This is a genomic window from Sphaerochaeta pleomorpha str. Grapes (genome assembly GCF_000236685.1).
Taxonomy (GTDB): Bacteria; Spirochaetota; Spirochaetia; order Sphaerochaetales; family Sphaerochaetaceae; genus Sphaerochaeta; species Sphaerochaeta pleomorpha.
Genome location: NC_016633.1, coordinates 707,869 through 729,593, shown reverse-complemented (window position 1 = coordinate 729,593; position 21,725 = coordinate 707,869). Strand labels below are relative to the sequence as shown.

Below are 21,725 nucleotides of genomic sequence, written 5' to 3'. Positions count from 1 at the left end.
GGGTCCTTTGTGAATTGACAAAGAAAAACTGCCTCGTTTCCAAGGCAGTTCCCAGACAATTCCCTAGGGGGTTAGTTCCGGCTGGAACTAGCCATCAGGCGAATAGCATTGATATTGATGAATCCTTTACAGTCGACTGGCTGATAGCCCCCGGCCTTATCCATGGAGCCGAGTTCCTCATTGTAGAGGGAACAAGGGCTGGTTACCCCTGCAAAGGTTACGTTGCCTTTGTACAATACTACTTTGGAGGTTCCTGTTACCTGTTTCTGGCTCTGCTCAAAGGCAGCGGTGAGCATGTTGAACTCAGGGGCAAACCAATACCCGTTATAGATCAGCTCTGCATACTTGGGGGTAAGGCCATCACGAAGATGCATTACCTCCTTGTCCATGGTGATGCCTTCCAGGTTATGGTGGGCTTTCCAGAGGATCTCGCAACCCGGGGTCTCGTATACACCGCGGCTCTTGATGCCGATGAACCGGTTCTCAACCATATCGACCCGTCCGATAGCATTGTCATGCCCTACTTTGTTGAGGTAGAGGATCATTTCCAGCGGATCGGTGACTTCAGTCCCGTCATTCTCGTTCTTGACCGAGAGGGGAATGCCATCTTTAAAGGTAAAGGTGAGCAAAGTCTCTTCGTCAGGAGCGTTCTTGGGGCTGACTGTGAGGCTGTAGACATCCTCAGGGCACCTGTTGGCAGGGTTTTCCAGGATACCGGCCTCATGGCTGATATGGATCAGATTCTCATCTTCGCTATAGGGTTTCTTGGTTGAGGCTTTTATGGGAATGCCATATTTCTCAGCATAGGCAATCATGTCAGAGCGGCCTTCGAACTGGCTGAGCCACTCAGGATCCTTCCAGGGGGAAATGATTTTGACCTCAGGCATGTTCATATAGTAACCGAACTCAAACCTGACCTGGTCATTGCCCTTGCCGGTTGCCCCGTGTGCTACATAGACCGTGCCTTCCTTTTTCGCTATCTCAATCTGCCTCTTGGCGATGATAGGGCGGGCAAGGGAAGTGCCAAGCATGTAGGTCCCTTCATATATGGTATTGGCCTTCATGGCAGGGAATACATAATCAGTGACAAGTTCTTTGCGAAGGTCTTCGATATACACTTTGGAGGCACCGGTGGCAAAAGCCTTTTTCTCGATAGCCGCAAAGTCTTCATTCTGGCCTACGTTTGCAACATAGGCGATGACATCAAAACCTTTGTTGCTAAGCCATTTAAGGATTACCGAAGTATCCAGGCCACCACTGTATGCAAGAATAACTTTCTCTTTTTCCATATCTTCAATCCTCCAGGGTATTTGCTTTTGTTGTATGGATGGAGTGTAAATAAACTATAAATAATATTCAAGTATTTATGCATAAATATTCTTAAAAAAGGCTGATATTAGCAAATTGTTTGTTATTAAGTAATTTTTATGCATAAAAGATAAATAATTTCTAGTTAGATAGAATTCGAAATAGTTCTTGCTGATTATGATTCTTTGCCGTATACTGCTAGCGGAGAAACGCATGATAGAAATAACGAATGTTACAAAAACCTACACAAAGGGAACCAAGCCTGCGGTTCAGGATTTGACGCTTACTATACCTGATGGGAAGATCTTCGGCTTTCTCGGTCCAAACGGGGCCGGAAAGAGCACCACGATCAAGATGCTGGTAGGAATCCTTGCCCCCGACCAAGGGTCCATCACTTTCGACAAACTGGATATTGTCTCTGAGAGTCTGGCGGCAAAGAGGATGATCGGGTATGTACCCGATGAACCCCGGTTCTATGAAAAGATGACGGGACGAAGGCATATCCAATTTATTTGTGATATCTATGGGGTTTCGGATAGCGAACGCGATGAAAGGCTTACAGACCTTGCAACACGGTTCAGCCTGGTGAAGGCCCTGGATGATGAAATATCTTCCTATTCGCATGGTATGAAACAAAAGCTTGGGGTAATCGCTGCCTTGATCCATCGACCAAAAATCCTGATTCTCGATGAGCCAATGGTCGGGCTTGACCCGAAAGCCTCCTTCCTGCTCAAGGAAACCATGAGAGACTACTGCAGGGAGGGGAATATGGTTTTCTTCTCCACGCATGTCATGGAGGTTGCCCAGGAACTGTGCGACAATATCGGAATCATAGCCCAGGGGTCCCTGCTCTTTTTTGGAACAGTGAAGGAGCTGCAGGGAAAACGGGGTGACCAGGACAAAACCTTGGAACATCTGTTCCTTGAACTTACCGAAGGAGCGTCCTCCCTATGAGATGGTCAATTGTCTGGACACTGGTCCAAGCGTTTTTCCAGGGAACGAAACCGGTAGCAACCTATATCTCCAGGATTGTGAACAAGCGGGACAACCTTGGGGGAAAAATCCTCCAGATTTTCCTGATGTTGCTGCTAGGGTTCAGTTTTTTGGTTTTCGAAGGCATGTTCGCCGTTAATTTCTATAGCTATCAGGTAATGGGGATGATGATCGATATCCCTGATCTCGGCATGTTTGTAGCCTGCTTTACCGGTTTTATGTTTCTGATGGTATTCAGTTTTTCCAGTGTAACCTCTATTTTATACCGGGGTAAGGATGAGCCTATGGTTATTTCCTTTCCGGTGACGGAGAAGGAGATGGTTGCCAGCAGGCTGGCTATTGCCTACCTGGGTAATGTGGCAACGTATGCATTCGTAATTTTCCCTGCCTTGGTTGCTTCCTCTTTGGTCAAAGGGGTGACTCCTGCCTTGGTCGGGGGAGGGATCCTGTTACTGATAACCGGTCCCTTGCTTCCCCTTTCGCTGGGCATATTCATCTCCAGTATCACCCTCAGGATAACCCGGGGAAAGCGGCATATGCTTTTCGAGCAGATTGTTTCCCTCACCCTGGTTGTAGCTTTGATGCTTGCAATGACCGGGAGCTTTTCGCGCAATCTTTCTCCTGGTGACACCTTTGCAATCGATTACCAGTCTATGCTTGCCAATTCAGCCGAGATCCTCAGACGCATCTACCAGGCACTTCCTTTGTTTGCCTGGCAGGGCAGGGTGGTATTCCAACCTGTATATATTGCCCCCATACTTCTGGGAAGCCTTGCAATTGGCGGCCTCTTGGTCATATTTGTGGCAAAGGGGTTCAACCGGTGTTTTTCCTTTGCCCAGGGAAACCAGATACGGCACCGGCAAAGAATTTCCCAGAAACCCGTAAAAAGTACAGGCCTTACCGCTTCCCTGATGAGAAGGGAACTGGAATGTATTTTTTCCTCCTCCGCTTTCACCTTTGAATTGGCCGGGGAGTTGTTTATTCCCGTTATCCTGCTTGGGGTCTATGCTTTATCCGGGGTGCTCTCTGAAATGGAGAGTCTTTCAGTACAACTTTCATCTTCCCCTTATTTTCGCTATATTCTCTTTCTTATTATTTCCTTGTTTTCCAATATAAGCATGCTGTCTTCGACAAGCGTCAGCAGACAAGGGGCAATGTTTGAGATGGATCGGACATACCCTATAGAGGCGAGTCAGATTGTGCGATCAAAGCTCCTGTTGCATTTGGTCTTGGTTTTTTGTACCAATATCTTATACCTTATCGTTTCGCTTGCCTATTTTGATTTGCCGATGTTCAACCTGCTGTGGATGACACCTCTTTCGCTGGGAATCATCCTCTGTTGTGCAGCGTTCGGGCTTGGCCTCGATTATGGGCATCCCCTGCTGGACTGGACGATTGCCCGCCAGGCCGTGAAGAGCAACCTGAACGGGTTGTTCGCAATGGTTTTTTCGCTGGTGGTTATTGTCCTGGAAGCGCTTTTTCTGGTAGCCCCGCTTTATTTGGGATTCAAAGAAGGCCTTGGCATTGTCCTTGCCCTGTTTGCCATCGGTATCTTTGCTTCCCTTTCTCTAAAATTCAGTATCAAGAAGGCCTCTGAGGCGCTTAAGCCCCGTTGATAAACAAATTTGCCTTCCTGCAGGCGTCATCCAGGGAGGAGAAGGTTTCAAACGGGTAGCTGTTGCCTTTTCCCTTCCAGTCAACAATGAGTCCGAGGTCGGCAGATTGCAACATGGGGATGTCAGTGGGACCGTCCCCGATTGCAATCGTCCGTGCATAATCCTTACCCAAAGCATCAAGAACCCTTGCTTTGTCCTGGGGACCCTTTACATGGATTTCCATGGAGGTTTTTCTGTCCTCGGAGAAATGAAGCCTTTTCCCCCATATTCCGATAAAAAGATCGGAAATTCCCAGTGCCTGTAAAAATGCCTCTACAAGGTTTTCAGTCCCGCAACTGATAATGGCGAAGTCTGATCGGGACGAGAGTTGCCTGAGCGCCTCAAAATCGGCTGGGTGTACTTTTCCCAGTAAAGCCTTTGTGACAGATTGTATCAGGTCTTCATTACATGATTTAGTATGGAGACGATAGGAAGCAGTAAAGGCGGCCCAGTCCATATTTCCTTTTTGATCCTGCCTGACAGCCAATTTTGTCCGTTTACGGTTCAAGGTTCCCTTTTTGGCGGAACAGGCAAGCATAAGCAACTGTTCACTGTCATAGGGATCGATAGGGTAGAGCGTACCATCGAAGTCGAAGGCGATAAGGGTGTCTTTTTCCATGGGCAGAGTGTAGCTTGCAACATAAAAAAAAGGAAGGGATTACGAATAATCCCTTCCCGGAAAAACAAGTCTGTTATGAACTATTTCTGCTTATTAATCCCATAAAGCATGTTGAAATACTGCATGTCAGTGCTCAACACCTTGTTCAAGGATGGAACCGTTTTCTTGTACGACTCCAAGGTACGCCAGAATTCGAAGAACTCAGGGTCTGCCTGATAGGCTTCAGAATAAATCGTAGCTGCCTTGGCATCGGCGATACCCTTGATCGTCTCACTCTTAGCATATGCCTCGGAGAGGATTACCTTCTCTTCGTTTTCCGTCTTGCCTTGCCACTGGGCAGCCTGGCCACGTCCATAGGACCTGTAGGCTTCTGCAATCTGGTTACGTTCTTTGATCATCCTCTGGTAGACACTCTCGGTAAGGTCATCGCTGTAGCGGATCTGCCTTACGACAATGTCGATCATCTTGATACCGTAGGCATCGGTGAACTTCTTTGCCTGATTGAACATCATCTGGCTCAGCCCGTCACGACCGATACTGATCGTTTCCTGCTTTGCCTGGGTCTTGGTCAGGTTTCTCAATGTCTCGGCATCTTCGTTGCTCTCTACATTCTGGACCTGCTCAATAACCTTGATGTCATTGATCTGGTTGGTGTTCCTTACTGCTTCATTCAGGTAGTTCTCACTGATGATGGTCCTGATCGAGGAGTCGAGGACATCGTTGAGCCTGGAAAGACCATTATTAACCGTATTGACGGTTTCATAGAACTTTGCAGCATCTTCGATTACCCAACGGGCAGTGGTGTCAACCCAGATAAACTGGTTTTCCTTGGTCGGTATACGCTGGGCGTCCCCGTCCCAAGAAATAATTTTCTTTGGGTAAATCACTACATTGTCAACCAAAGGCATTTTCAGTTTAAGCCCTGCATCAGATTCCGTGTTAACAATTTTACCGAATCTGGTGATAACCGCCTGCTGGCCTTCATACAGGATGTAAAAGGGTCCGAGCAGAAGGAATATAATCAGGATGACCGCTATAACTACCAGTGTAGTCACTAGTTTTTTTGTATTGGTTGCATTTCTCATTTCGTATTACCCCCCAGCATCTGCAAAGGCAGGTAGTTTTTCAAGTTCTTATCAACCAAGGTGACAGATCCGCCTTCCGTTGGATTGACGATTGCTTCCATAGCCTCGATGTAGAGTCGTGTTCGGGTAATGTCCTTGCTCTGTTCATAGACTTCGCGGACACTGTTGAAACGGGCTACGTCACCGGAGGCTTGGTTGACACGTTCGGCAGCATATCCTTGGGCAATCTGGATAAGCTTGTTGGCTTCACCGGTAGCCGAAGGAATTACTTTGTTGTAATTCTGCTTCCCTTCGTTGATAAGCCGGTTCATGTCCTGTATTGCCTTGTTTACATCCTCAAAGGCATCCTGGACTTCTCCGACCGGGGGAACGATGTTCTGCAGTTTTACAGTTACTACCCGTACGCCCAGATTGTAGTTGTCGAAAATCGTCTGGGTTTTTTCCTGGGCGATTACTTCGATACTTGTTCTCTCGCTTGTCATGACAGAAAGAATCGGAAGGTCTCCGACTAGCTGGTTCATGACACTCTGGCTGATATCCCGGATTGTGGTTTCCCTCGATTCAACATTAAACATCCATTTTACAGGGTCTTCGATTTTGTACTGTACAATCCATTCTACATCGATGATGTTCAGATCACCTGTAAGCATCAAAGATTCATTCGGATAGTCGGAACTGCCGAATAATGGGGTATTGGATGCATTTGCACGATATCCGAAGGTCATAGTCTGCACTACTTGAGTCGGAACGTTGTAACTTGATTCGATGCCCAACGGGATTTTTGTCTGAAGTCCAGGCCCGACGGTACGGTTGTATTTGCCTAAGCGCAATACAACGGACTGTTCGGTCTGGTCTACCACAAAGAAACTGCTGAGAACCAACATGACGAGCACGATAGCGACGATAATCCAGACAACCAGTTTGGGGCTGATGCTGTTCGTCTTACGCGCAGGCCTTGGTGGCTGCTGCATGGTATCCATGGTCTCTCCTTAATGTGCCAGGAAGGCACATCTTCAATGTACTTTCTCCCTGTCGTATCGTCAAGCTTGTCAATAAAAGAAAAGTCACCCACAAATCCCGGTTTCCCATTGAAATTAACAAGGAGGCGGTCTATTATAACCTCTATGAAAAAAAGACTGGTTACCTCTGCATTACCCTATGTAAACAATATTCCACATCTAGGCAATTTGACCCAGGTGCTTTCTGCTGACGTTTTCGCCAGGTTCTGCCGCTCCAAGGGGTATGAGACCCTGTATGTCTGCGGTACCGACGAATATGGAACAGCTACTGAGACGAGAGCATTGAAAGAAGGGGTTTCCCCTCGTGAACTTTGCGACCGCTACCATGCAATCCATCGCGATATATATACGTGGTTTTCTATTTCATTCGATTATTTCGGCAGAACGAGTACCCCTGAACAGACGCAGATAGTACAGAAAATTTTCAAGGAGGTCGATGCCGCAGGATATATCAGCGAGCACGAACTTGAACAGCTGTATTGTCCCCAGTGCGAGCGATTCCTTGCCGACCGTTTCGTTGAGGGCACCTGTCCCCATTGCGGTTCTACCGGTGCGAGGGGAGACCAGTGTGACTCCTGCCAGACTCTGCTTGACCCGACTGAATTGATCGAGCCAAAGTGCGGTGTCTGTGGTACGAAACCTATCCCCAAAAAGACGAAACATCTTTATATAGACCTTCCCAAGGCTCTTCCCCTGCTTGAGTCCTGGATGCAAAAAGCCAGTGTGGATGGTTTTTGGGCAAACAATGCGATTCAAGTGACAAAATCCTGGATTCGTGACGGTTTGAAGGAACGGTGTATCACCCGTGACTTGAAATGGGGGATTCCTGTACCGAAAGAAGGGTATGAAGGCAAAGTCTTCTATGTCTGGTTCGATGCCCCTATCGGATATGTTTCCATCAGTGCCAATGCAACCGAAGACTGGGAGAAATGGTGGCATGACCCGGATAATACGGAATTGTTCCAGTTTATCGGAAAAGACAACATCCCGTTCCATACGGTTATTTTCCCTTCCTGCCAGCTCGCCTCGGGTGAAAACTGGACGATGCTTCATCATATGAGCAGCACCGAGTATTTGAATTACGAGGGTGGTAAATTCAGTAAGAGCCTGGGTGTCGGGATTTTTGGCAATGATGTGCAACAGACCGGGATTCCCGCGGATGTATGGCGTTTTTATATGTATTACAATAGGCCCGAAAAGAGTGATGTTACGTTTACTTGGGCTGATTTCCAGGAGAAGGTTAACGGTGAGTTGATAGGGAATCTGTCAAATCTTGTGAACCGGACCCTTACCTTCGTGCGTCGTTTCTATGATGGGAAAATCCCCGAGGGCGACCTTGACATGGATCTGTACGCGGCAATCATGGAAAAAGAAAAGGAAATCGATTCTTTGATGGAGCGTGCGGAGGAACGGGAAAGCCTGAGGAGAATACTTGCGCTCTCTTCCATCGGAAACAAAGCGTTCCAGGATGGCGAACCTTGGAAGATGCGTAACGAGAATCCAAAAAAAGCGGCTTCCTTGCTCAGGACCTTGGTTTACCTTATCAGGGACCTTGGAATCATGATTGAACCGTTCATGCCTACAACCAGTGAGAAATTGCTCTCGTTCTTGAACAGCACCGATGCCCGTTGGTCATCTCTGGGAGACTATTCTGGAATATCCGGGATAGGGGAGACCGAGTTGCTTTTTGCAAAACTGGATGACGACCTGATTGTCGATCTACGGGAGCGTTTTGCCGGGTCGCAGGAAGAGCGTGCAGAGAAAGAACAGAAAAAAGCTTCCCCGAAAGAAGTAAAGAAAGGACCGGAGAATATAATGGATCAGAACAAAACAGTTACAGAGGAAACAATCGCAGAACAATTCAACCGGAAGGTACTCCTTAAGGTTGCTACCATAACCCAGGTCGAAAAACACCCGGCAGGGGATAAACTCTATATCCTTACCCTTGATTGCAAGGAAGAGGAAAGCCGGACGATTGTCAGTTCAATCGTTCCCTATTATACCGCAGAGGAGCTGCTGGGACAGAATATCGTCTTGGTGAGCAACCTCAAACCAGCAAATTTCAGGGGAGTGAAGAGCTATGGGATGCTTTTGGCTGCCAGTGACCCTGATGCCGAGGAGCACAGTACCTGTGAGGTTCTGTTTGCACCTCAATTTGAGACAGGGACAGTCTTGGAGCCAGAAGGATTTACACAGCCTGAGGGAGTAATGACCTATGTGAAGGCAGATCATTTCTTTGCTATGCCAATATATGCAGAAAATGGAATAGTAAAGGTAGATGGAAAGGCCTTGCAATCTGAAGGTGTATTCCTTACCTCCAAAAAATACCTGAACGGACCTGTCGGTTAATATCTCCCAATTTGTAGCGGATCGGAAAAGGGAGCCGAACAGGCTCCCTTTGTCATAGCATATTGTTTATCAGGATGGAAAAAGGTGGTTGTACTTACAAAAATAGACTATAAAAAATTCCCTTGCCAGGGGTCACCTTTCCAAAGTAGTTTCTGGGGTGCGATCAAGCATGCCTCGGGTTGGAATGCCCATGCTTTTTCCCTAGAGGTGGAAGGATGGCATTCCCAGGTCCTAGTCCTTGTAAAGAAATTATTCCCTCTTTGTTCCCTGGCGTATATCCCCTTTGGCCCGGATGTATTCAATTGTCCCACCCTTGGAATTTCCGAATTTATCAAAGAATTGTCCAGGGAGTTGAGGCGACAGCTTCCCAAAAGCGTGTTTGCGATCAGGTATGATCTTCCCTGGGATGAAGTAAATGATCCCAATGTGATGAAGCTTGAAGGAAAAAGATTTAGGACCGCAAAGGAAAGCGTTCAGCCGGATGGTACAGTGCGCTTAGATTTGCAGTGGGGCTATGAAGCGGTAACCTATGGATATAGGGACCGTGCCAAACGTGCGCTTAGAAAGAGTTCCCAAGTCGTTGATGTGTCTCTTTGGAATGGCGACACCAACGATTTCAAGCGTTGGTATAACGTATATCTCGAGACAGCCCGACGGGATGGGTTTTCGGCCCGATCAAGCAAGTATCTCAAAGCACTGCTAGCCCTTGATGGCAAGGTAGCCGGTGATGTGAAATGCAAGCTCATCCTTGCCTGGCGGGAAGGGATTATAATCGGTGGATGCATAATCCTTATGGGTTTTTCTGAGGCTGTCTATCTTTTCGGTGCCTCGCTCAGACTGGATAACATTACCTGTTCCCACGTTTTGCAGGATTTTGCTATTTCGCTTGCCTGTGAGAATGGATGTAAATATTACGATTTCTTTGGGATTCCCGGGCCGATGGGACGGGGGCTTCATTTGAAAGGGCTTGAATTATTCAAGCTTTCTTTTGGTGGGCAACCCTACTACAGGACTCCCACTACCGATTATGTCATTAGGTTGGTAGTCTGGAAAATCTATTCGATTACAGAAAATATCCGCTATAGGCTCAATCGTCAGGCTTGGAATCAAGAAGGGTATTTGCCAAGTTCCTGAATTGGTCCCCCCGGTCATATTCATTGACGAACAACTCAAACGAGGCAGCCCCCGGGGAGAGTAGGACAACCTGGGGAAGCTCCGGTAGGTTTTTTGCTTTTTCAAACGCTTTGCTACAGGCATTTCCCAGGGCCTTCTCCATACTGGAATAAGGACCTGTATACGGTATGTTTTTACTCTTCATAAGGGGAATGAGTTTGTTTCTCGTAAAGGAACCATCAAGCAGGGAAAGACTGGATGCATTTTGCAATTCCTCAAGCATCGATTCTGCCACAAGGTTCTTGTCCGTTCCCCCACAGATGAGGTGTATTGGCATCAGACGGAATTTTGCACACGTAAAATGAACCGCTTCGGGTATGGTCGCCGCGCTGTCATTTACCAGCATAATGTTGCCGATCCTGCCAACCTGCTCAATTCGATGGGGAACCCCGCTGAAACTCTGCAGTGCTTTGAGGATTGTCTTCCATTTGAATCCCAAAGCAAGAAGGATTGCATAGGCGCTCTTTAGGTGGGGCATTTCTTCCAGCACCTTTGCACAGGATCTATCGATGCCACTGACATGTTTACGGTCCAAACCGGTAAGTTTTTGTATTTCCTTTATCAGGGCATCGGGTACTACGGCTTTTTTGGTATGTGGACCGAAGAGTTCCAGTTTCTCTGCCAGGTATTGGTCTGTTGACTTGTAGGCATTCAGGTGGTCTGGGTAAAAATTGGTAAGGGCACAGATTTCCATAGGGGGGAGCAACCCGTGCATTGCCGTGAACGTGTCCCTGATTAACCAGGAAGAGAACTCACAGACAAGGTAGTCAGGCATCTTTTTCCCTTGGGCAACCCTGGTTTCCCAATCTTTCAGAACAGAAAAAGCGCTGATTCCCATATTCCCACACTGCATAGCCTCGAATCCCATTTTTTCCAGGACATGGGCAACAGCCGCGGAGGTTGTGGTTTTACCTTTTGTACCCGTGATTGCAATGATCTTTGTCTGTTCGCACCAAGGAGAGGAGAAAAGCCAGGCAAAATCATTGACCACCATCCTGGCTGATGCCAGAAGGGGATTGTCAGGAGGAATCGCAGGATTTTTGATGACGATGTCAGCCCAGCTAAAATCCTGGGCCCTGTGGTTTCCGGTAATGCATACGGCACCTCTTTCGGTAAGGGTCTGTACTTCCGATCCAAGCTGAGAATCACCTTTGAGATCTGTTACCCTGACCTCGTCTCCATGGTCCAGGAAATAGGAAGCGGCTGAAAAACCACCCCCATGCATTCCAAGCCCGAAGATTAAAACCTTCATCCTTCCCTCCGTGATATAGGAAATATAGTAGTGAAGATTAGACAATCGGGGCAATACGGAGTTACATAAATCATCAGAAAAAAAACTACGATTTTCGACTATTTCCTTTATTGCAGGCCTGAAGGCGCACGTATTTCTTTCATCAGCTACTTGACGCTTGCAGTGCAACTTTGCATAATGATACGGTAATTACAAAAATCAATCGGAATCAGCACGCGCTGATAACTTAGCCGGTTGATAAGGAGCTCTATAGTGCCTTGTGGAAGAAAAAGAAAAAAGCATAAAATTGCTACTCATAAGAGAAAGAAAAAACTCAGGATGAATAGGCATAAGAAGAAATAGTCTTCTTTGTTGCAATTTTATCTTACTGCTACATGCAGTTCACAAATGCAGAAACCGCCGGTCGCTCCGGCGGTTTTCTATATCTTTGGCATTCCTGCGAAAAAGGAAAACTGCTGGCAGCATCCCTGTAATTGTGTTTTTGACTGATTATTTTGAGTTGCTCATTTTCTTTTCTCTTTTGCTTGCAAGAAAGTAATGCATTTTAGGATATGGGCATGGCCTTTGTTGACTGTCTTCCCTTAGTTGTGGTAATGTAATGGGAACCTCTTTATCCGCTTTTTTGGCGGATCATCTAGTCCGTAAGGAGGAACCATGAGAAATTATGAGTTCACCATCATCTTCGATGCAAACGAAGAGAAAACACAAGCTGGTCTCGAAATTGTAACCAGCGCATTCACCGCTGCCGGTGTAGAAATCACCAAGCAGGACGATATGGGCGTCAAATACCTCGCCTATGACATCAAGAAACAGGAAAAAGGACATTATTTCTATTTTGAAATGAAAGCAGATCCTACCTCAATCCTTGGATTTGAGAAGACCTTTTTGCTTTCTGGACAGATTTTGAAGTTCCTGTTTGTCAACACGGAAAAATAACCCTAGAAAATAATAAGAGTATTGGAGCACAAGAATGGCAAATGACTTGAATGTGGTCGCGCTGGTGGGCCGTTTGACTCGGGAAAGCGAACTTCGCTACTCGAGCGGCGGTATGGCTATCTGTCGTTTTTCCATCGCTGTTAACCGTAGGAAGAGGACGGGAGACAACAAGTGGGAAGATGAGGCCAACTTCTTCGATTGCACAATGTTCGGTAAAAGTGCCGAGTCCCTCAACCAGTATCTGGAGAAAGGCAGGCAGGTATCGATCTTGGGCGAATTGAGGCAGAGCCGTTGGGAACAGGATGGACAGGCCCGCACCCGTGTAGAGATTGCTGTCAATTCGTTACAGCTCCTTTCCAGCCCGAATGGTGAACGTTCCGAAAGCCGTCGAAATGACGCGGGAACAAGAAACCAGGGATCGTATGCACCAAGGCAGACTTCAAGTGCGCCGGTAAACGCCCCCCCTTCAATGGACATGGGTGGACCGGAACAATTTGATGATGACCAGATCCCGTTCTAAAACCTGCTTTATGCAGAAGATGATGTAAGGAGAAAAATTCATGCGTGATGACGATAATGATTCCATGAACAATGATGACAACAAAGGTGGACGCGAAAGAAGAATGGGCGGACGTAAGCCTAGCTTCAGAAAAAAAGTTTGCAAATTCTGTACGCAGAACGCTACCCCCGATTATAAAAACCCCGAATTGCTTCGCCGTTATATAACAGAACGCGGCAAGATCCTTCCTGCACGTATCACTGGCTGCTGTGCAAAACACCAGAGAGCTGTGACTGCAGAAATCAAGAGGGCTCGTGTTTTGGCATATCTGCCCTTCGAGAAGAAATAACCTTTCGGGAGCGTTATGAATCAGAGTGAAACGGTATTTTTAAGAAATTCTGCTATTATTGTAGGGATAAGTTTCTTTCTTTCCCAGATGGTATTCAGCAATTTTATATTTACAGTTCCCCTTTTGGTTCTTGCTCCAAAGTTTTCCAAAGGAGAAAAAGCCCTGGTACCTGTCGGTGCAGTCGCTTTTCTACTGTTGGCTTCCGAATTGTTCAAGTCGCGTGAAGCGCTTGGCAATCCAGTCGGAAGGACACTTCTCCTCATTGGGTTGTTCATCCCGGTTGTTTTGTTGGTTTCCTGTTCCATTTGGATTCTTTTGGAGAGGGAACGGTTATTGGTTCGCTATCTGGCTTCTACTTCGTTTGGGGTGGTTGCTTCTTTGATTCTTGTGATTTGGTTTTCGATGGGTTCAGAAACCATCCTGGATGTCGATGCAACTATGTTGAAGACATTTCAGGTACTTTTTGGCCAATTGGAAAATAGTGGCATAGAGAGTTCGCTCAGCCCTGCGGTTATCTCCTCAAAGGATACCGAATGGTTGTACCGGATGGTTGTGAAGTTGAGTGGGGCTGTGCTTGTTCCCTTTTGTATGGGACTGAGTGGATTTGCTTCATTTGCTTCCTTGGGCATTATGTTGAAACGGGAAGGTACCTTTGGGAAGCGTATTTCCCTGTGGCGGGTTCCAGAGCTTACCCTATGGGTGTTTCTTGGTTCCTGGACAGTGGTCCTCCTGACAGTTTTGCTTAAGACCGGCTATTTGCCTAGGGCTTTGTCTTTGAACATTGCTTTGGGAAGTTCTGTACTCTATGCTATTCAGGGAATTGCAATTGTGGTGCATTTTATGCGCCGTAAAAGTCCGACAGTCAACCTTGGTAGGTTGCTCTCGCTCTTGTTTCTGATAGCGATTTTGCTTCCGGGTCTGAACATATTGGTTGTTTTCGTGTTACCCCTTTTGGGAGTCACGGAGACTTGGATTGTGTATAGAAAGAACGAGTAAGGAGTTTTCCATATGAAAATCATTCTCAATCAGGATGTCGCCAACCTCGGAGAAGAGGGAGACGTTGTAATTGTAAAGGACGGGTATGCCCGTAACTACTTGTTGCCAACCGGTACCGCTGTATTGTATTCCAAGGCAAACATGTCATTGTTTGCTTCACGTACGGCTGCCATTGAAAAGCGCAAGATCGAGAAGCGTGCACTTGCTGCTTCCTTGAAGGAAAAGCTCGACGCCACTGTAATCACCTTGGTTGTATCAGCCGGTGAAAGCGGGAAATTGTTTGGTTCAGTAACTTCCTCCATGATTCAGGATGCACTTGCCCAGAAAGGCATCGAAATCGAACGCAAGCGAATTGAAGTTGCAACCCATACTATCAAGATGGTTGGAACCTACACGGTCAGAATCCGTCTCTATGAAGACGAGAGTTCTGAAGTAAAGCTTGTTGTTGAAAGTGATTCCATGGTCAAGGCTCGTCAGGCTGAAGCCGCTAAAGCTGCTGCTGAAGCTGCAAAAGCTGCTGCCAAGGCAGAGGCTGTTGCCAAAGCTGAAGCTGCAAAAGCTGAAGCTGCTGCAAAAGCTGAAGCAAAGACAGAGTAGTAATAATGGCGTCGAATAGTATGCTCGGTCGTGTTCCGCCCCATAATGAGGAGGCGGAGCGCGCTGTTCTCGGTGCAATCCTGCTCAATGACAAGGTTCTTGTAGAAGTAACCGATTTTTTGAGCAAGGATGATTTTTATAAAGTCGGACACCAAGAACTATTCGATGCCATCATCCAATTTCGCCAGGATAGTACCGAAACCCTCGACCTAATCACCTTAAGCTCCTTTCTCAAAAAGAAAGACTTGGTCGACAAGTGTGGTGGTCTTTCCTATATTTCAACCCTCACAAGTGATGTCCCCACTACAACGAATGCAGCCTATTATGCAAAGATTCTCAAGGCACTTGCCCAGAGAAGAAAACTGCTTACTTTTTCATCAAAGATAAAGGATGCGGCATTCGATGAGTCCCAGGATATCCAGAAAGTCATTGATGAGGGTGAACAAAGCCTTTCCAAACTCAATAACGAAGCTGCAGGAAGCGATAACTATTACAGTATCAAAGACCTGATTACCACTACAATCTCGGAAATCGAGGAACGCAGTACCTCTGGGTTGAAAAGCGGCTTTGACAGTTGCTATGCTCCCCTAGATTCTATCACAGGTGGTTTTAAAAAACAGGAGTTTATCATTGTTGGGGCAAGGCCCTCCATTGGTAAGACTGCTTTTGCCCTTTCCGTTACCTTGAATATGATCGTTAAGAAGAAGTACCGTGTAGGATTCTTTTCACTGGAAATGAGTGCCTCCTCTTTGATGGAACGCCTTATAACCGGCCAAAGCCATGTAGACTTTTCCCATATAAGGAAGGCCACGCTTAAAAACAGTGAGATGAACTCTATTATCGATGCCTCTGGCGCTTTGTATGATGCAGAACTCTATATCCAGGATACTCCGAATATGAAGTTGATGGAGTTGCGTGCCCAGGCAAGGAGAATGAAGCTTGAGCACGATATCCAGATTATTTTTATCGACTATATCGGGCTTATTGATGCTGAGGCAGATGCCAGAATTCCCCGTCATGAACAGATTTCCATTATTTCACGGTCGTTGAAACAACTTGCCCGTGAGCTCGATCTTCCTGTTATCTGCCTTAGCCAGGTAGGCAGGCAAGCAGATGGTGTTGAACCGAAACTTGCAGACCTCCGGGACAGCGGATCTATCGAGCAGGATGCCGACGTAGTTATACTTTTGCATCGTGATGTAGGCAAGAACCGGACTGATGATGATGCGGAACGGGAAAAGAATAACGTGCAGGAAACAAAAGTCATCATGGCTAAGAACCGAAACGGTGAGACAGGGGTGTTCTCCCTTGCGTTTATCAGCAATATTGTTCGGTTCGAGGAAATGGAATTGAGCAGGAAATATGTGGCCGGAAGCAACCCTAATGCCTGATTAGGTAGAGATGGTGCAGGTCCACGTACGTCATAAAGCCAAAAATCAGGATAACTGCAAAGAAACCGATTAATTGCAGTACCCAATAATGTTGGGGACGTACCCGTTTTCTGCTGATCGTTTCATAGAGCCCTATAAGCATCTGCCCCCCGTCAAAAGCAGGTAGGGGGATCATATTCCCAATAGCCAAGGAAATACTGACTATACCGAGCAGATAGAGTAGGGCACGCAACCCACTGAAAACGTTGCTTTCGAGCCCCAGTGAGGTAATATCCCCGATCATCAGTGCAGCCCTAACCATCCCTGTAAATTCTTGACGTACATCTTCAGCCTTTCCAGTAAGAATCATAGCAAGTGCCTTAATCGTATTGAAAGTCATCCAATAGGTGGTTTTTATACCTGTCATGAGACTGAAAGGGCTTCCTTCGACTCGTCTGGTGTCTGCATGGAGTGAAAATGCCCAGTCGCCGTTTCCTGACTCATCGGTATTCGGTTTGAATTTTATTTCCTGCTTGATCCCGTTGCGAAGGACCGTCAATGAGGTTTTTTCTCCGGTTGATGAGAGCGCGACCATTAGGTCCAAGTCATTTGTGATAGTCAGACCATTGCAAGCGACTATTAGGTCCCCGGCCATCAGTCCAGCTTTCTTTTCGGGAGTGTTGGGCCTTACGCTACCAACGATCGGCAATTGGCTGCGTGATAGGCCGAAGCGGATACCAGTATCGGATTTCTCGGGTGTGATAGTGAACAAAAGCCGTTCTTTGTCACGTTCCAAAAGGAAAGTATGTTGCCCTGGTTTTCCATTGGCTAGCAGCAGTTCCAATTCTTCCCAGTCTCTTATCAGTTGCCCGTCATATTCGAGTATTTGGTCACCTGTGCGCAATCCCGCATCATAGCCTGGGCTTGAGACTGCTCCAAACAGGGCAGGATAGTCGTTTACCGTGGCTATGACAGCTTTTGTGGAGAGCACCGAATAGGGGACCGATGCAAGCATAGCGTACAGCAGGATGGCAAAAAGGATATTGGTAAGGGGACCTGCGGCATAGGTGATAAACCGTTTGATGGGATGTACGGAAAACAAGGAGCCGATTTCCGTGTGCTCGAAGGTTTTTGTATTCCGGTCGAGGGCTCGGGTAAGGTCGTCTGCCCCCTTCATACGGCAATATCCGCCAAAAGGAAGCAGGCTTATCCTGAACTCCGTTGCATGGAACTGTATCCCCCATATGCGGGGACCGAGACCAAAAGAGAAAATTTCCACAGAAATTCCGCTCAGCCGTGCTACGGTTAGATGGCCTAGTTCATGGATGATTACAACAAAGCCGATACCGATCAAACCAATCAGGTATTTACCGGCAAGGCTCACGATGGCAGTCATAGGAAACTTCTTGCGAGGGCCCTCGCTTTTCTATCAATTTCGACTGTCTCTGCAAAATTGGAAACATGCAGGTCCCAGTCGTTATCCATTGTTTTCAATACGCAGGAAACCATTTTTGCATAACTGCATTGCTTGTTTAGAAAAGCATGCACGGCAACTTCATCTGCTGCATTGAAAGCAATCGGTGTCGAACCCCTTCGTTTCAAGATGGAGAAAGCTTCGGACAGAAGGGGAAATCTCTTGAAATCTGGCTCATCGAAGGTAAGTTGCAGATGGGAAAAGGAGAGTGGTTTTACCAACCTTTCTGACCCATCTATGAGTGCATTTACGATTGGCAAGGTCATATCAGGGGTCCCGAGCTGTGCATAGACAGCCCCATCCTTGAGTCTGACCATAGAATGGACAATACTCTGTGGGTGGATGACTACTTCGATTTTTTCGGAAGGGAATCCAAAGAGATAGGAAGCCTCGATAACTTCGAGGGCTTTGTTAGCCAAGGTTGCACTGTCGATGGTAATCTTCCTGCCCATATTCCAAGTAGGGTGTCTGAGTGCCTGTTCGACGGTTATGGTATCGAATTCATCATAGGGCAAGTCTCTGAAGGGTCCTCCGCTCGCTGTAATGATGAGGCTCTCTATGTCATCCTTTGATCGATGTTTCATCAATTCATATAAGGCACTATGTTCGCTATCGACAGGAATGATGTTCACGCCATGTTGTTTTGCCAGGTCAAAAAGGAAAGACCCTCCGCAAACGACACTTTCCTTATTGGCCAAAGCGACGTCTCTCCCGCATTCTATGCAGGCAATAGTTGCCTCCAACCCATCAAAACCGGCGATGGCATTGAGAATTATATCTGCTTCAAAAGTACGAAGCATTTGCTTCAGGCCTTCTGTGTGACTATAGGTTTTAAAATGCGAAGAGGGAGGACAATTCCCTCCTGTCAGGCAAACGGCTTCAACAGATAGGCTTTCAGCCAGAGAAAAAAGCTTAGGGGCATTTGTATGTGCAGATAGCGCGACCACCTGAATGTCAAGGTTTTTATCGCGGATTGCAGTAATGGCCGTAGTGCCTATACTTCCGGTACATCCGAGGAGAATTGCCCGTTTCATATCAGAAGAATCTGAGCAGCACCCAGAAAACCGGTGCGCTTGCAAGGATTGAATCGATGGAGTCGAGAAGACCACCGCGTCCGGGGATGATGGTGCCACTGTCTTTTACCTTTGCAGCGCGCTTGAATGCACTTTCTATAAGGTCTCCGATATTGGCACTGGTATTGGTAGCCAATCCAAGAAGGATTGCCTCCAAAAGGGAAATTTCTTCTCGTACCCCTGGTATAAAATAGCAGTAGATAACGGAAAGTACTATTGTCATGGCCAATCCGCCGAGAAACCCTGCGATGCTTTTATTGGGACTGACCTTGAAAATCCCCTTATTGTTTTTTCCAAAGCTCATACCAAAGATAAAAGCAAATACATCGTTGCCAAAGACCAACAGAAAAAACAGGATAAGATAAGCTGACGCATGCGGAAATGCTGCTATGCGGATGAGGAACGTCATCAAAAGACCAGGATAGATGATCAAGAGACTTGAACCGCCGATACGGGAAAGTGTTTTTGAAAATGAATCATTGGGACCGGTAAATAATTCCGTTGCATACACAAAGATTGCAAGCACTACGATCGTAAGGTCAAGAAGGGGAAACTGCTGGAAATAGGCGATTTCCAACCATTTTGCAAGCGGTAGGAGTGCTACCATCCAGGTATGGATATGAAGATCGGCATTTTCCGCTTTCGTATAGAGTTGTTTCAATTCTCGTGCACTGATGACTGCTGCTCCCATAACCAGCAGAGTCAAGGCAAGGTAAGACTTCTGGGGAAGAAAGAAAATGATGCAAAAAATCGTCGGGACAGCAACTACTGTTGTTAAAACCCGCTTTCCAAATGAACTCATTGCACACCCCCGAATTTCCTAACCCTAGCAGAAAAATCAGCACAAATTCTCTGCACGTCTTCACTATCCCAGTCAGGCCAAAGTTTTTCGTAAAATCCCAGTTCGGCATAGGCACTGTCCCAAAGAAGGAAATTGCTCAGCCGTCTCTCGTTCGCACTGCGTACTATCATATCGACCGGTGGTATTTCGGGCAAGTCCAAATGATTGCGAATGTCAGTACAGGTAATGGTTTTTTCCGTGCCTTCGGAAAGGAGTCGGTTTACGGCCCGGCAAATTTCATCTTGTCCGCCATAGTTTATTGCAAGGATGCATGTTATCCCCGTGTTGGCGGAAGTGGCGAAAATAGTGTCTTGGATAACCTTGGATACATCAGGCGGCAGTTTCGACAGTTCGCCTCTGACCAAGATGCGTATATTATATTGATTGTAAAAGGATAGTTCTCCATGGAGCTTGGAAACGAGCAACCCCATAAGGTAAGAAACCTCTTGGTTGCTTCGTTTCCAATTCTCAGTAGAGAAAACATAGAAGGTGACAAACCCTATACCTTGTACCGATGCTTCCTTGATAACTTTTTTCAAGGCTTTAAGCCCTTGTAAATGTCCTGCGGTCCTGGGGAGTGAACGTTTTTGTGCCCACCTGCCATTTCCATCCATTATAATACCAAGGTGAGTAGGGACAACGGGTTTCTCTTCCATGTTAAATCTCCATAATTTCCTTTTCCTTTTCGTCGGCAAGGGAACTCACCTGTGCGATATAGGAATCAGTCATTTTCTGGATTTTAGCTTCACCTTCCTTCTGCTCATCTTCGCTGATATCACTGCTTTTCTGCATTTTTTTCAGCTCATCCATAGCCTCACGGCGAACATTGCGAATGGCAACCCTGGCCTGTTCTGCATTGGCTTTGGCAGATTTGACCAACTGTTTGCGGCGGTCTTCATTCAATGGGGGGAAGTTCAAGCGAAGGAGTTTTCCATCGTTGTTGGGGGGTAAGCCCAGATCGCTCTTGAGAATTGCTTTCTCAATGGCAGGAAGCAGGCTTTTATCCCAGGGCTGAATTACAATCATCCTGGCTTCGGGAACACTGATAGTAGCTACCTGATTGATCGGGGTCTCGTCACCATAGTAATCGACCCGAATCTTGTCGAGCAGCGAAGCGGAAGCACGTCCGGTGCGCAAAGAGGAGAAATCCTTGGAAAGACTCTCCAGGCTTTTCATCATCTTGTTTTCACAATTATCAAGTACCTGTTGCATAAAAATCTCCAATAAAACCACCGCTCACAAAACTGTGAGCGGTGAATAAGAATCGATTTACCTTAATTGGCACAGGAAGCTGCGCCTGCCCTGAAGAAAGTGTAACTTACGATTTCAAGTTTACCACCTGCTTCCTTACCGACCTGTTCAAGTTTCTTCTCGACACTCATCGAGTCATCCTTGACAAACGGCTGTTGCAGGAAACAAATTTCGCTAAGGTGCTTGTTGAGCTTTCCTTTCACGATCCCTTCGATAACCTTTGCGGGCTTATCAAGGTTAGCGGCCTGGGCCTTGAAAATCTCAGACTGTTCTTCAATGTAAGATGCATCAACAGAAGAAGCCTTGAGGTAGGAAGGAGTGAAAGCAGCGACGTGCAGGGCACAGTCGTTTGCAAATTCCTTCACTGCATCGGTAGCAAACATCTCAGGCTTGTCTGATTTGAATACCACGATGACACCCAAAGAACCTTCTCCATGGATATAGCTGGAAGCAAAGCTGTTTGCATCAAGGGGAAGAACCAAGACTCTTTTAATAGCCATGTTTTCCTTGATGATCGAAATCAGCTCATTAACCATTGCAACGAGTTCGTCATTGATTTCGGTATAACCTTTCTCTACGATAACGTCACAGATGTTATTCCCGAGTTTTGCGAATTCCTCATTGCCAGAAACAAAGTCAGTCTCGCAGGAGAGTTCAACCAAAACAGCCTTATCAGCGGTGACTTTGACGAAAATGCGGCCATTGTTCGTTGCACGGTCTACACGCTTTGCAACGGCTGCCAAACCCATTTCCTTGAGAATCTTATCTGCTGCATCAAAATCGCCATCTGCCTTGATCAACGCTTTCTTGCAGTCCATCATGCCTGCGCCAGTAACCTCGCGCAGTCTTTTTACGTCTTCAGCTGTAATTGCCATGCTTAAACTCC

21 protein-coding genes are annotated in these 21,725 nt (G+C 46.7%); 10 read left to right on the top strand and 11 right to left on the bottom strand.

Annotated elements, in window-relative coordinates; translation table 11 throughout:
• Positions 1 to 71: 71 nt before the first annotated feature.
• Positions 72 to 1,289 (bottom strand): argininosuccinate synthase, encoded by a 1,218-nt coding sequence (locus tag SPIGRAPES_RS03290; protein WP_014269356.1) that lies wholly within the window; start codon positions 1,287 to 1,289, stop codon positions 72 to 74.
• Positions 1,290 to 1,521: 232 nt separating this feature from the next.
• Here SPIGRAPES_RS03290 and SPIGRAPES_RS03285 point away from each other — a divergent pair, with 232 nt between their 5' ends.
• Together SPIGRAPES_RS03285 and SPIGRAPES_RS03280 are read left to right on the top strand one after the other, a co-directional pair.
• On the top strand, positions 1,522 to 2,262 hold the full coding sequence (locus SPIGRAPES_RS03285) for an ABC transporter ATP-binding protein (protein WP_014269355.1): 741 nt from the start codon (positions 1,522 to 1,524) through the stop codon (positions 2,260 to 2,262).
• A complete protein-coding gene (locus tag SPIGRAPES_RS03280; protein ID WP_014269354.1) occupies positions 2,259 to 3,917 on the top strand; it encodes a hypothetical protein in 1,659 nt (552 codons plus the stop codon). Before SPIGRAPES_RS03285 ends, SPIGRAPES_RS03280 begins: the two co-directional genes overlap by 4 nt.
• Here SPIGRAPES_RS03280 and SPIGRAPES_RS03275 read toward each other — a convergent pair.
• From SPIGRAPES_RS03275 to hflK, 3 genes are all read right to left on the bottom strand, one after another.
• A complete protein-coding gene (locus tag SPIGRAPES_RS03275) occupies positions 3,904 to 4,575 on the bottom strand; it encodes an HAD family hydrolase (protein ID WP_014269353.1) in 672 nt (223 codons plus the stop codon). The two genes, SPIGRAPES_RS03280 and SPIGRAPES_RS03275, sit on opposite strands and share 14 nt — an antisense overlap.
• An 80-nt stretch (positions 4,576 to 4,655) precedes the next feature.
• Positions 4,656 to 5,660 (bottom strand): protease modulator HflC, encoded by a 1,005-nt coding sequence (gene hflC, locus SPIGRAPES_RS03270; protein WP_014269352.1) that lies wholly within the window; start codon positions 5,658 to 5,660, stop codon positions 4,656 to 4,658.
• Entirely contained in the window at positions 5,657 to 6,640 is a 984-nt protein-coding gene (hflK, locus tag SPIGRAPES_RS03265; RefSeq protein WP_014269351.1) for an FtsH protease activity modulator HflK, read from the bottom strand. The genes hflC and hflK overlap by 4 nt, the downstream gene beginning before the upstream one ends.
• Positions 6,641 to 6,784: 144 nt before the next feature.
• On the opposite strand from hflK, the gene metG reads away from it, so the two are divergent.
• The gene (metG, locus tag SPIGRAPES_RS03260; RefSeq protein WP_041384411.1) at positions 6,785 to 9,028 is read left to right on the top strand and encodes a methionine--tRNA ligase; all 2,244 of its coding nucleotides are present in this window, start codon (positions 6,785 to 6,787) and stop codon (positions 9,026 to 9,028) included.
• Between the two features lie 84 nt (positions 9,029 to 9,112).
• Complete coding sequence (locus SPIGRAPES_RS03255) at positions 9,113 to 10,162, top strand: lipid II:glycine glycyltransferase FemX (protein ID WP_014269349.1); 1,050 nt, start codon at positions 9,113 to 9,115, stop codon at positions 10,160 to 10,162.
• Here SPIGRAPES_RS03255 and murD read toward each other — a convergent pair.
• Complete coding sequence (murD, locus tag SPIGRAPES_RS03250) at positions 10,116 to 11,453, bottom strand: UDP-N-acetylmuramoyl-L-alanine--D-glutamate ligase (RefSeq protein WP_014269348.1); 1,338 nt, start codon at positions 11,451 to 11,453, stop codon at positions 10,116 to 10,118. The two genes, SPIGRAPES_RS03255 and murD, sit on opposite strands and share 47 nt — an antisense overlap.
• A gap of 654 nt (positions 11,454 to 12,107) precedes the next feature.
• Between murD and rpsF the strand changes: the two genes are divergently transcribed.
• From rpsF to dnaB, 6 genes are all read left to right on the top strand, one after another.
• Entirely contained in the window at positions 12,108 to 12,389 is a 282-nt protein-coding gene (gene rpsF, locus SPIGRAPES_RS03245) for a 30S ribosomal protein S6 (RefSeq protein ID WP_014269346.1), read from the top strand.
• Between the two features lie 34 nt (positions 12,390 to 12,423).
• On the top strand, positions 12,424 to 12,909 hold the full coding sequence (ssb, locus tag SPIGRAPES_RS03240) for a single-stranded DNA-binding protein (RefSeq protein ID WP_014269345.1): 486 nt from the start codon (positions 12,424 to 12,426) through the stop codon (positions 12,907 to 12,909).
• Positions 12,910 to 12,973: 64 nt separating this feature from the next.
• Entirely contained in the window at positions 12,974 to 13,237 is a 264-nt protein-coding gene (gene rpsR / locus SPIGRAPES_RS03235; RefSeq protein WP_425358213.1) for a 30S ribosomal protein S18, read from the top strand.
• Between the two features lie 15 nt (positions 13,238 to 13,252).
• Entirely contained in the window at positions 13,253 to 14,233 is a 981-nt protein-coding gene (locus SPIGRAPES_RS03230; protein ID WP_014269343.1) for a YybS family protein, read from the top strand.
• A 12-nt stretch (positions 14,234 to 14,245) separates the two neighbouring features.
• On the top strand, positions 14,246 to 14,830 hold the full coding sequence (gene rplI / locus SPIGRAPES_RS03225; protein ID WP_014269342.1) for a 50S ribosomal protein L9: 585 nt from the start codon (positions 14,246 to 14,248) through the stop codon (positions 14,828 to 14,830).
• Between the two features lie 5 nt (positions 14,831 to 14,835).
• A complete protein-coding gene (gene dnaB, locus SPIGRAPES_RS03220) occupies positions 14,836 to 16,221 on the top strand; it encodes a replicative DNA helicase (protein WP_014269341.1) in 1,386 nt (461 codons plus the stop codon).
• On the opposite strand, the gene rseP is transcribed toward dnaB, so the two are convergent.
• The 6 genes from rseP to tsf all read right to left on the bottom strand — a co-directional run bounded on the left by rseP (position 16,211) and on the right by tsf (position 21,714).
• Positions 16,211 to 17,596, bottom strand: a complete 1,386-nt coding sequence (rseP, locus tag SPIGRAPES_RS03215; RefSeq protein WP_014269340.1) for an RIP metalloprotease RseP — start codon at positions 17,594 to 17,596, stop codon at positions 16,211 to 16,213. The two genes, dnaB and rseP, sit on opposite strands and share 11 nt — an antisense overlap.
• The gene (gene dxr, locus SPIGRAPES_RS03210) at positions 17,593 to 18,708 is read right to left on the bottom strand and encodes a 1-deoxy-D-xylulose-5-phosphate reductoisomerase (RefSeq protein WP_014269339.1); all 1,116 of its coding nucleotides are present in this window, start codon (positions 18,706 to 18,708) and stop codon (positions 17,593 to 17,595) included. Before dxr ends, rseP begins: the two co-directional genes overlap by 4 nt.
• 1 nt (position 18,709) lies before the next feature.
• The gene (locus SPIGRAPES_RS03205) at positions 18,710 to 19,549 is read right to left on the bottom strand and encodes a phosphatidate cytidylyltransferase (protein ID WP_014269338.1); all 840 of its coding nucleotides are present in this window, start codon (positions 19,547 to 19,549) and stop codon (positions 18,710 to 18,712) included.
• Entirely contained in the window at positions 19,546 to 20,244 is a 699-nt protein-coding gene (gene uppS / locus SPIGRAPES_RS03200; protein ID WP_014269337.1) for a polyprenyl diphosphate synthase, read from the bottom strand. Before uppS ends, SPIGRAPES_RS03205 begins: the two co-directional genes overlap by 4 nt.
• Position 20,245: 1 nt before the next feature.
• Positions 20,246 to 20,800 carry a ribosome recycling factor gene (gene frr, locus SPIGRAPES_RS03195; protein ID WP_014269336.1) on the bottom strand — a complete coding sequence of 185 codons (555 nt, stop codon included), beginning with the start codon at positions 20,798 to 20,800 and terminating at the stop codon, positions 20,246 to 20,248.
• A 62-nt stretch (positions 20,801 to 20,862) separates the two neighbouring features.
• Positions 20,863 to 21,714 (bottom strand): translation elongation factor Ts, encoded by an 852-nt coding sequence (gene tsf / locus SPIGRAPES_RS03190; RefSeq protein ID WP_014269335.1) that lies wholly within the window; start codon positions 21,712 to 21,714, stop codon positions 20,863 to 20,865.
• Positions 21,715 to 21,725: the final 11 nt, after the last annotated feature.

Coding starts and splice junctions, on each gene's coding strand:
- rplI (WP_014269342.1), top strand. CDS start 14,246: ATGAAAATCATTCTCAATCAGGATGTCGCCAACCTCGGAGAAGAGGGA.
- SPIGRAPES_RS03275 (WP_014269353.1), bottom strand. CDS start 4,575: ATGGAAAAAGACACCCTTATCGCCTTCGACTTCGATGGTACGCTCTAC.
- hflC (WP_014269352.1), bottom strand. CDS start 5,660: ATGAGAAATGCAACCAATACAAAAAAACTAGTGACTACACTGGTAGTT.
- frr (WP_014269336.1), bottom strand. CDS start 20,800: ATGCAACAGGTACTTGATAATTGTGAAAACAAGATGATGAAAAGCCTG.
- SPIGRAPES_RS03205 (WP_014269338.1), bottom strand. CDS start 19,549: ATGAGTTCATTTGGAAAGCGGGTTTTAACAACAGTAGTTGCTGTCCCG.
- dnaB (WP_014269341.1), top strand. CDS start 14,836: ATGGCGTCGAATAGTATGCTCGGTCGTGTTCCGCCCCATAATGAGGAG.
- tsf (WP_014269335.1), bottom strand. CDS start 21,714: ATGGCAATTACAGCTGAAGACGTAAAAAGACTGCGCGAGGTTACTGGC.
- rseP (WP_014269340.1), bottom strand. CDS start 17,596: ATGACTGCCATCGTGAGCCTTGCCGGTAAATACCTGATTGGTTTGATC.
- rpsF (WP_014269346.1), top strand. CDS start 12,108: ATGAGAAATTATGAGTTCACCATCATCTTCGATGCAAACGAAGAGAAA.
- dxr (WP_014269339.1), bottom strand. CDS start 18,708: ATGAAACGGGCAATTCTCCTCGGATGTACCGGAAGTATAGGCACTACG.
- SPIGRAPES_RS03230 (WP_014269343.1), top strand. CDS start 13,253: ATGAATCAGAGTGAAACGGTATTTTTAAGAAATTCTGCTATTATTGTA.
- rpsR (WP_425358213.1), top strand. CDS start 12,974: ATGAACAATGATGACAACAAAGGTGGACGCGAAAGAAGAATGGGCGGA.
- SPIGRAPES_RS03285 (WP_014269355.1), top strand. CDS start 1,522: ATGATAGAAATAACGAATGTTACAAAAACCTACACAAAGGGAACCAAG.
- SPIGRAPES_RS03290 (WP_014269356.1), bottom strand. CDS start 1,289: ATGGAAAAAGAGAAAGTTATTCTTGCATACAGTGGTGGCCTGGATACT.
- hflK (WP_014269351.1), bottom strand. CDS start 6,640: ATGGATACCATGCAGCAGCCACCAAGGCCTGCGCGTAAGACGAACAGC.
- ssb (WP_014269345.1), top strand. CDS start 12,424: ATGGCAAATGACTTGAATGTGGTCGCGCTGGTGGGCCGTTTGACTCGG.
- uppS (WP_014269337.1), bottom strand. CDS start 20,244: ATGGAAGAGAAACCCGTTGTCCCTACTCACCTTGGTATTATAATGGAT.
- SPIGRAPES_RS03280 (WP_014269354.1), top strand. CDS start 2,259: ATGAGATGGTCAATTGTCTGGACACTGGTCCAAGCGTTTTTCCAGGGA.
- metG (WP_041384411.1), top strand. CDS start 6,785: ATGAAAAAAAGACTGGTTACCTCTGCATTACCCTATGTAAACAATATT.
- murD (WP_014269348.1), bottom strand. CDS start 11,453: ATGAAGGTTTTAATCTTCGGGCTTGGAATGCATGGGGGTGGTTTTTCA.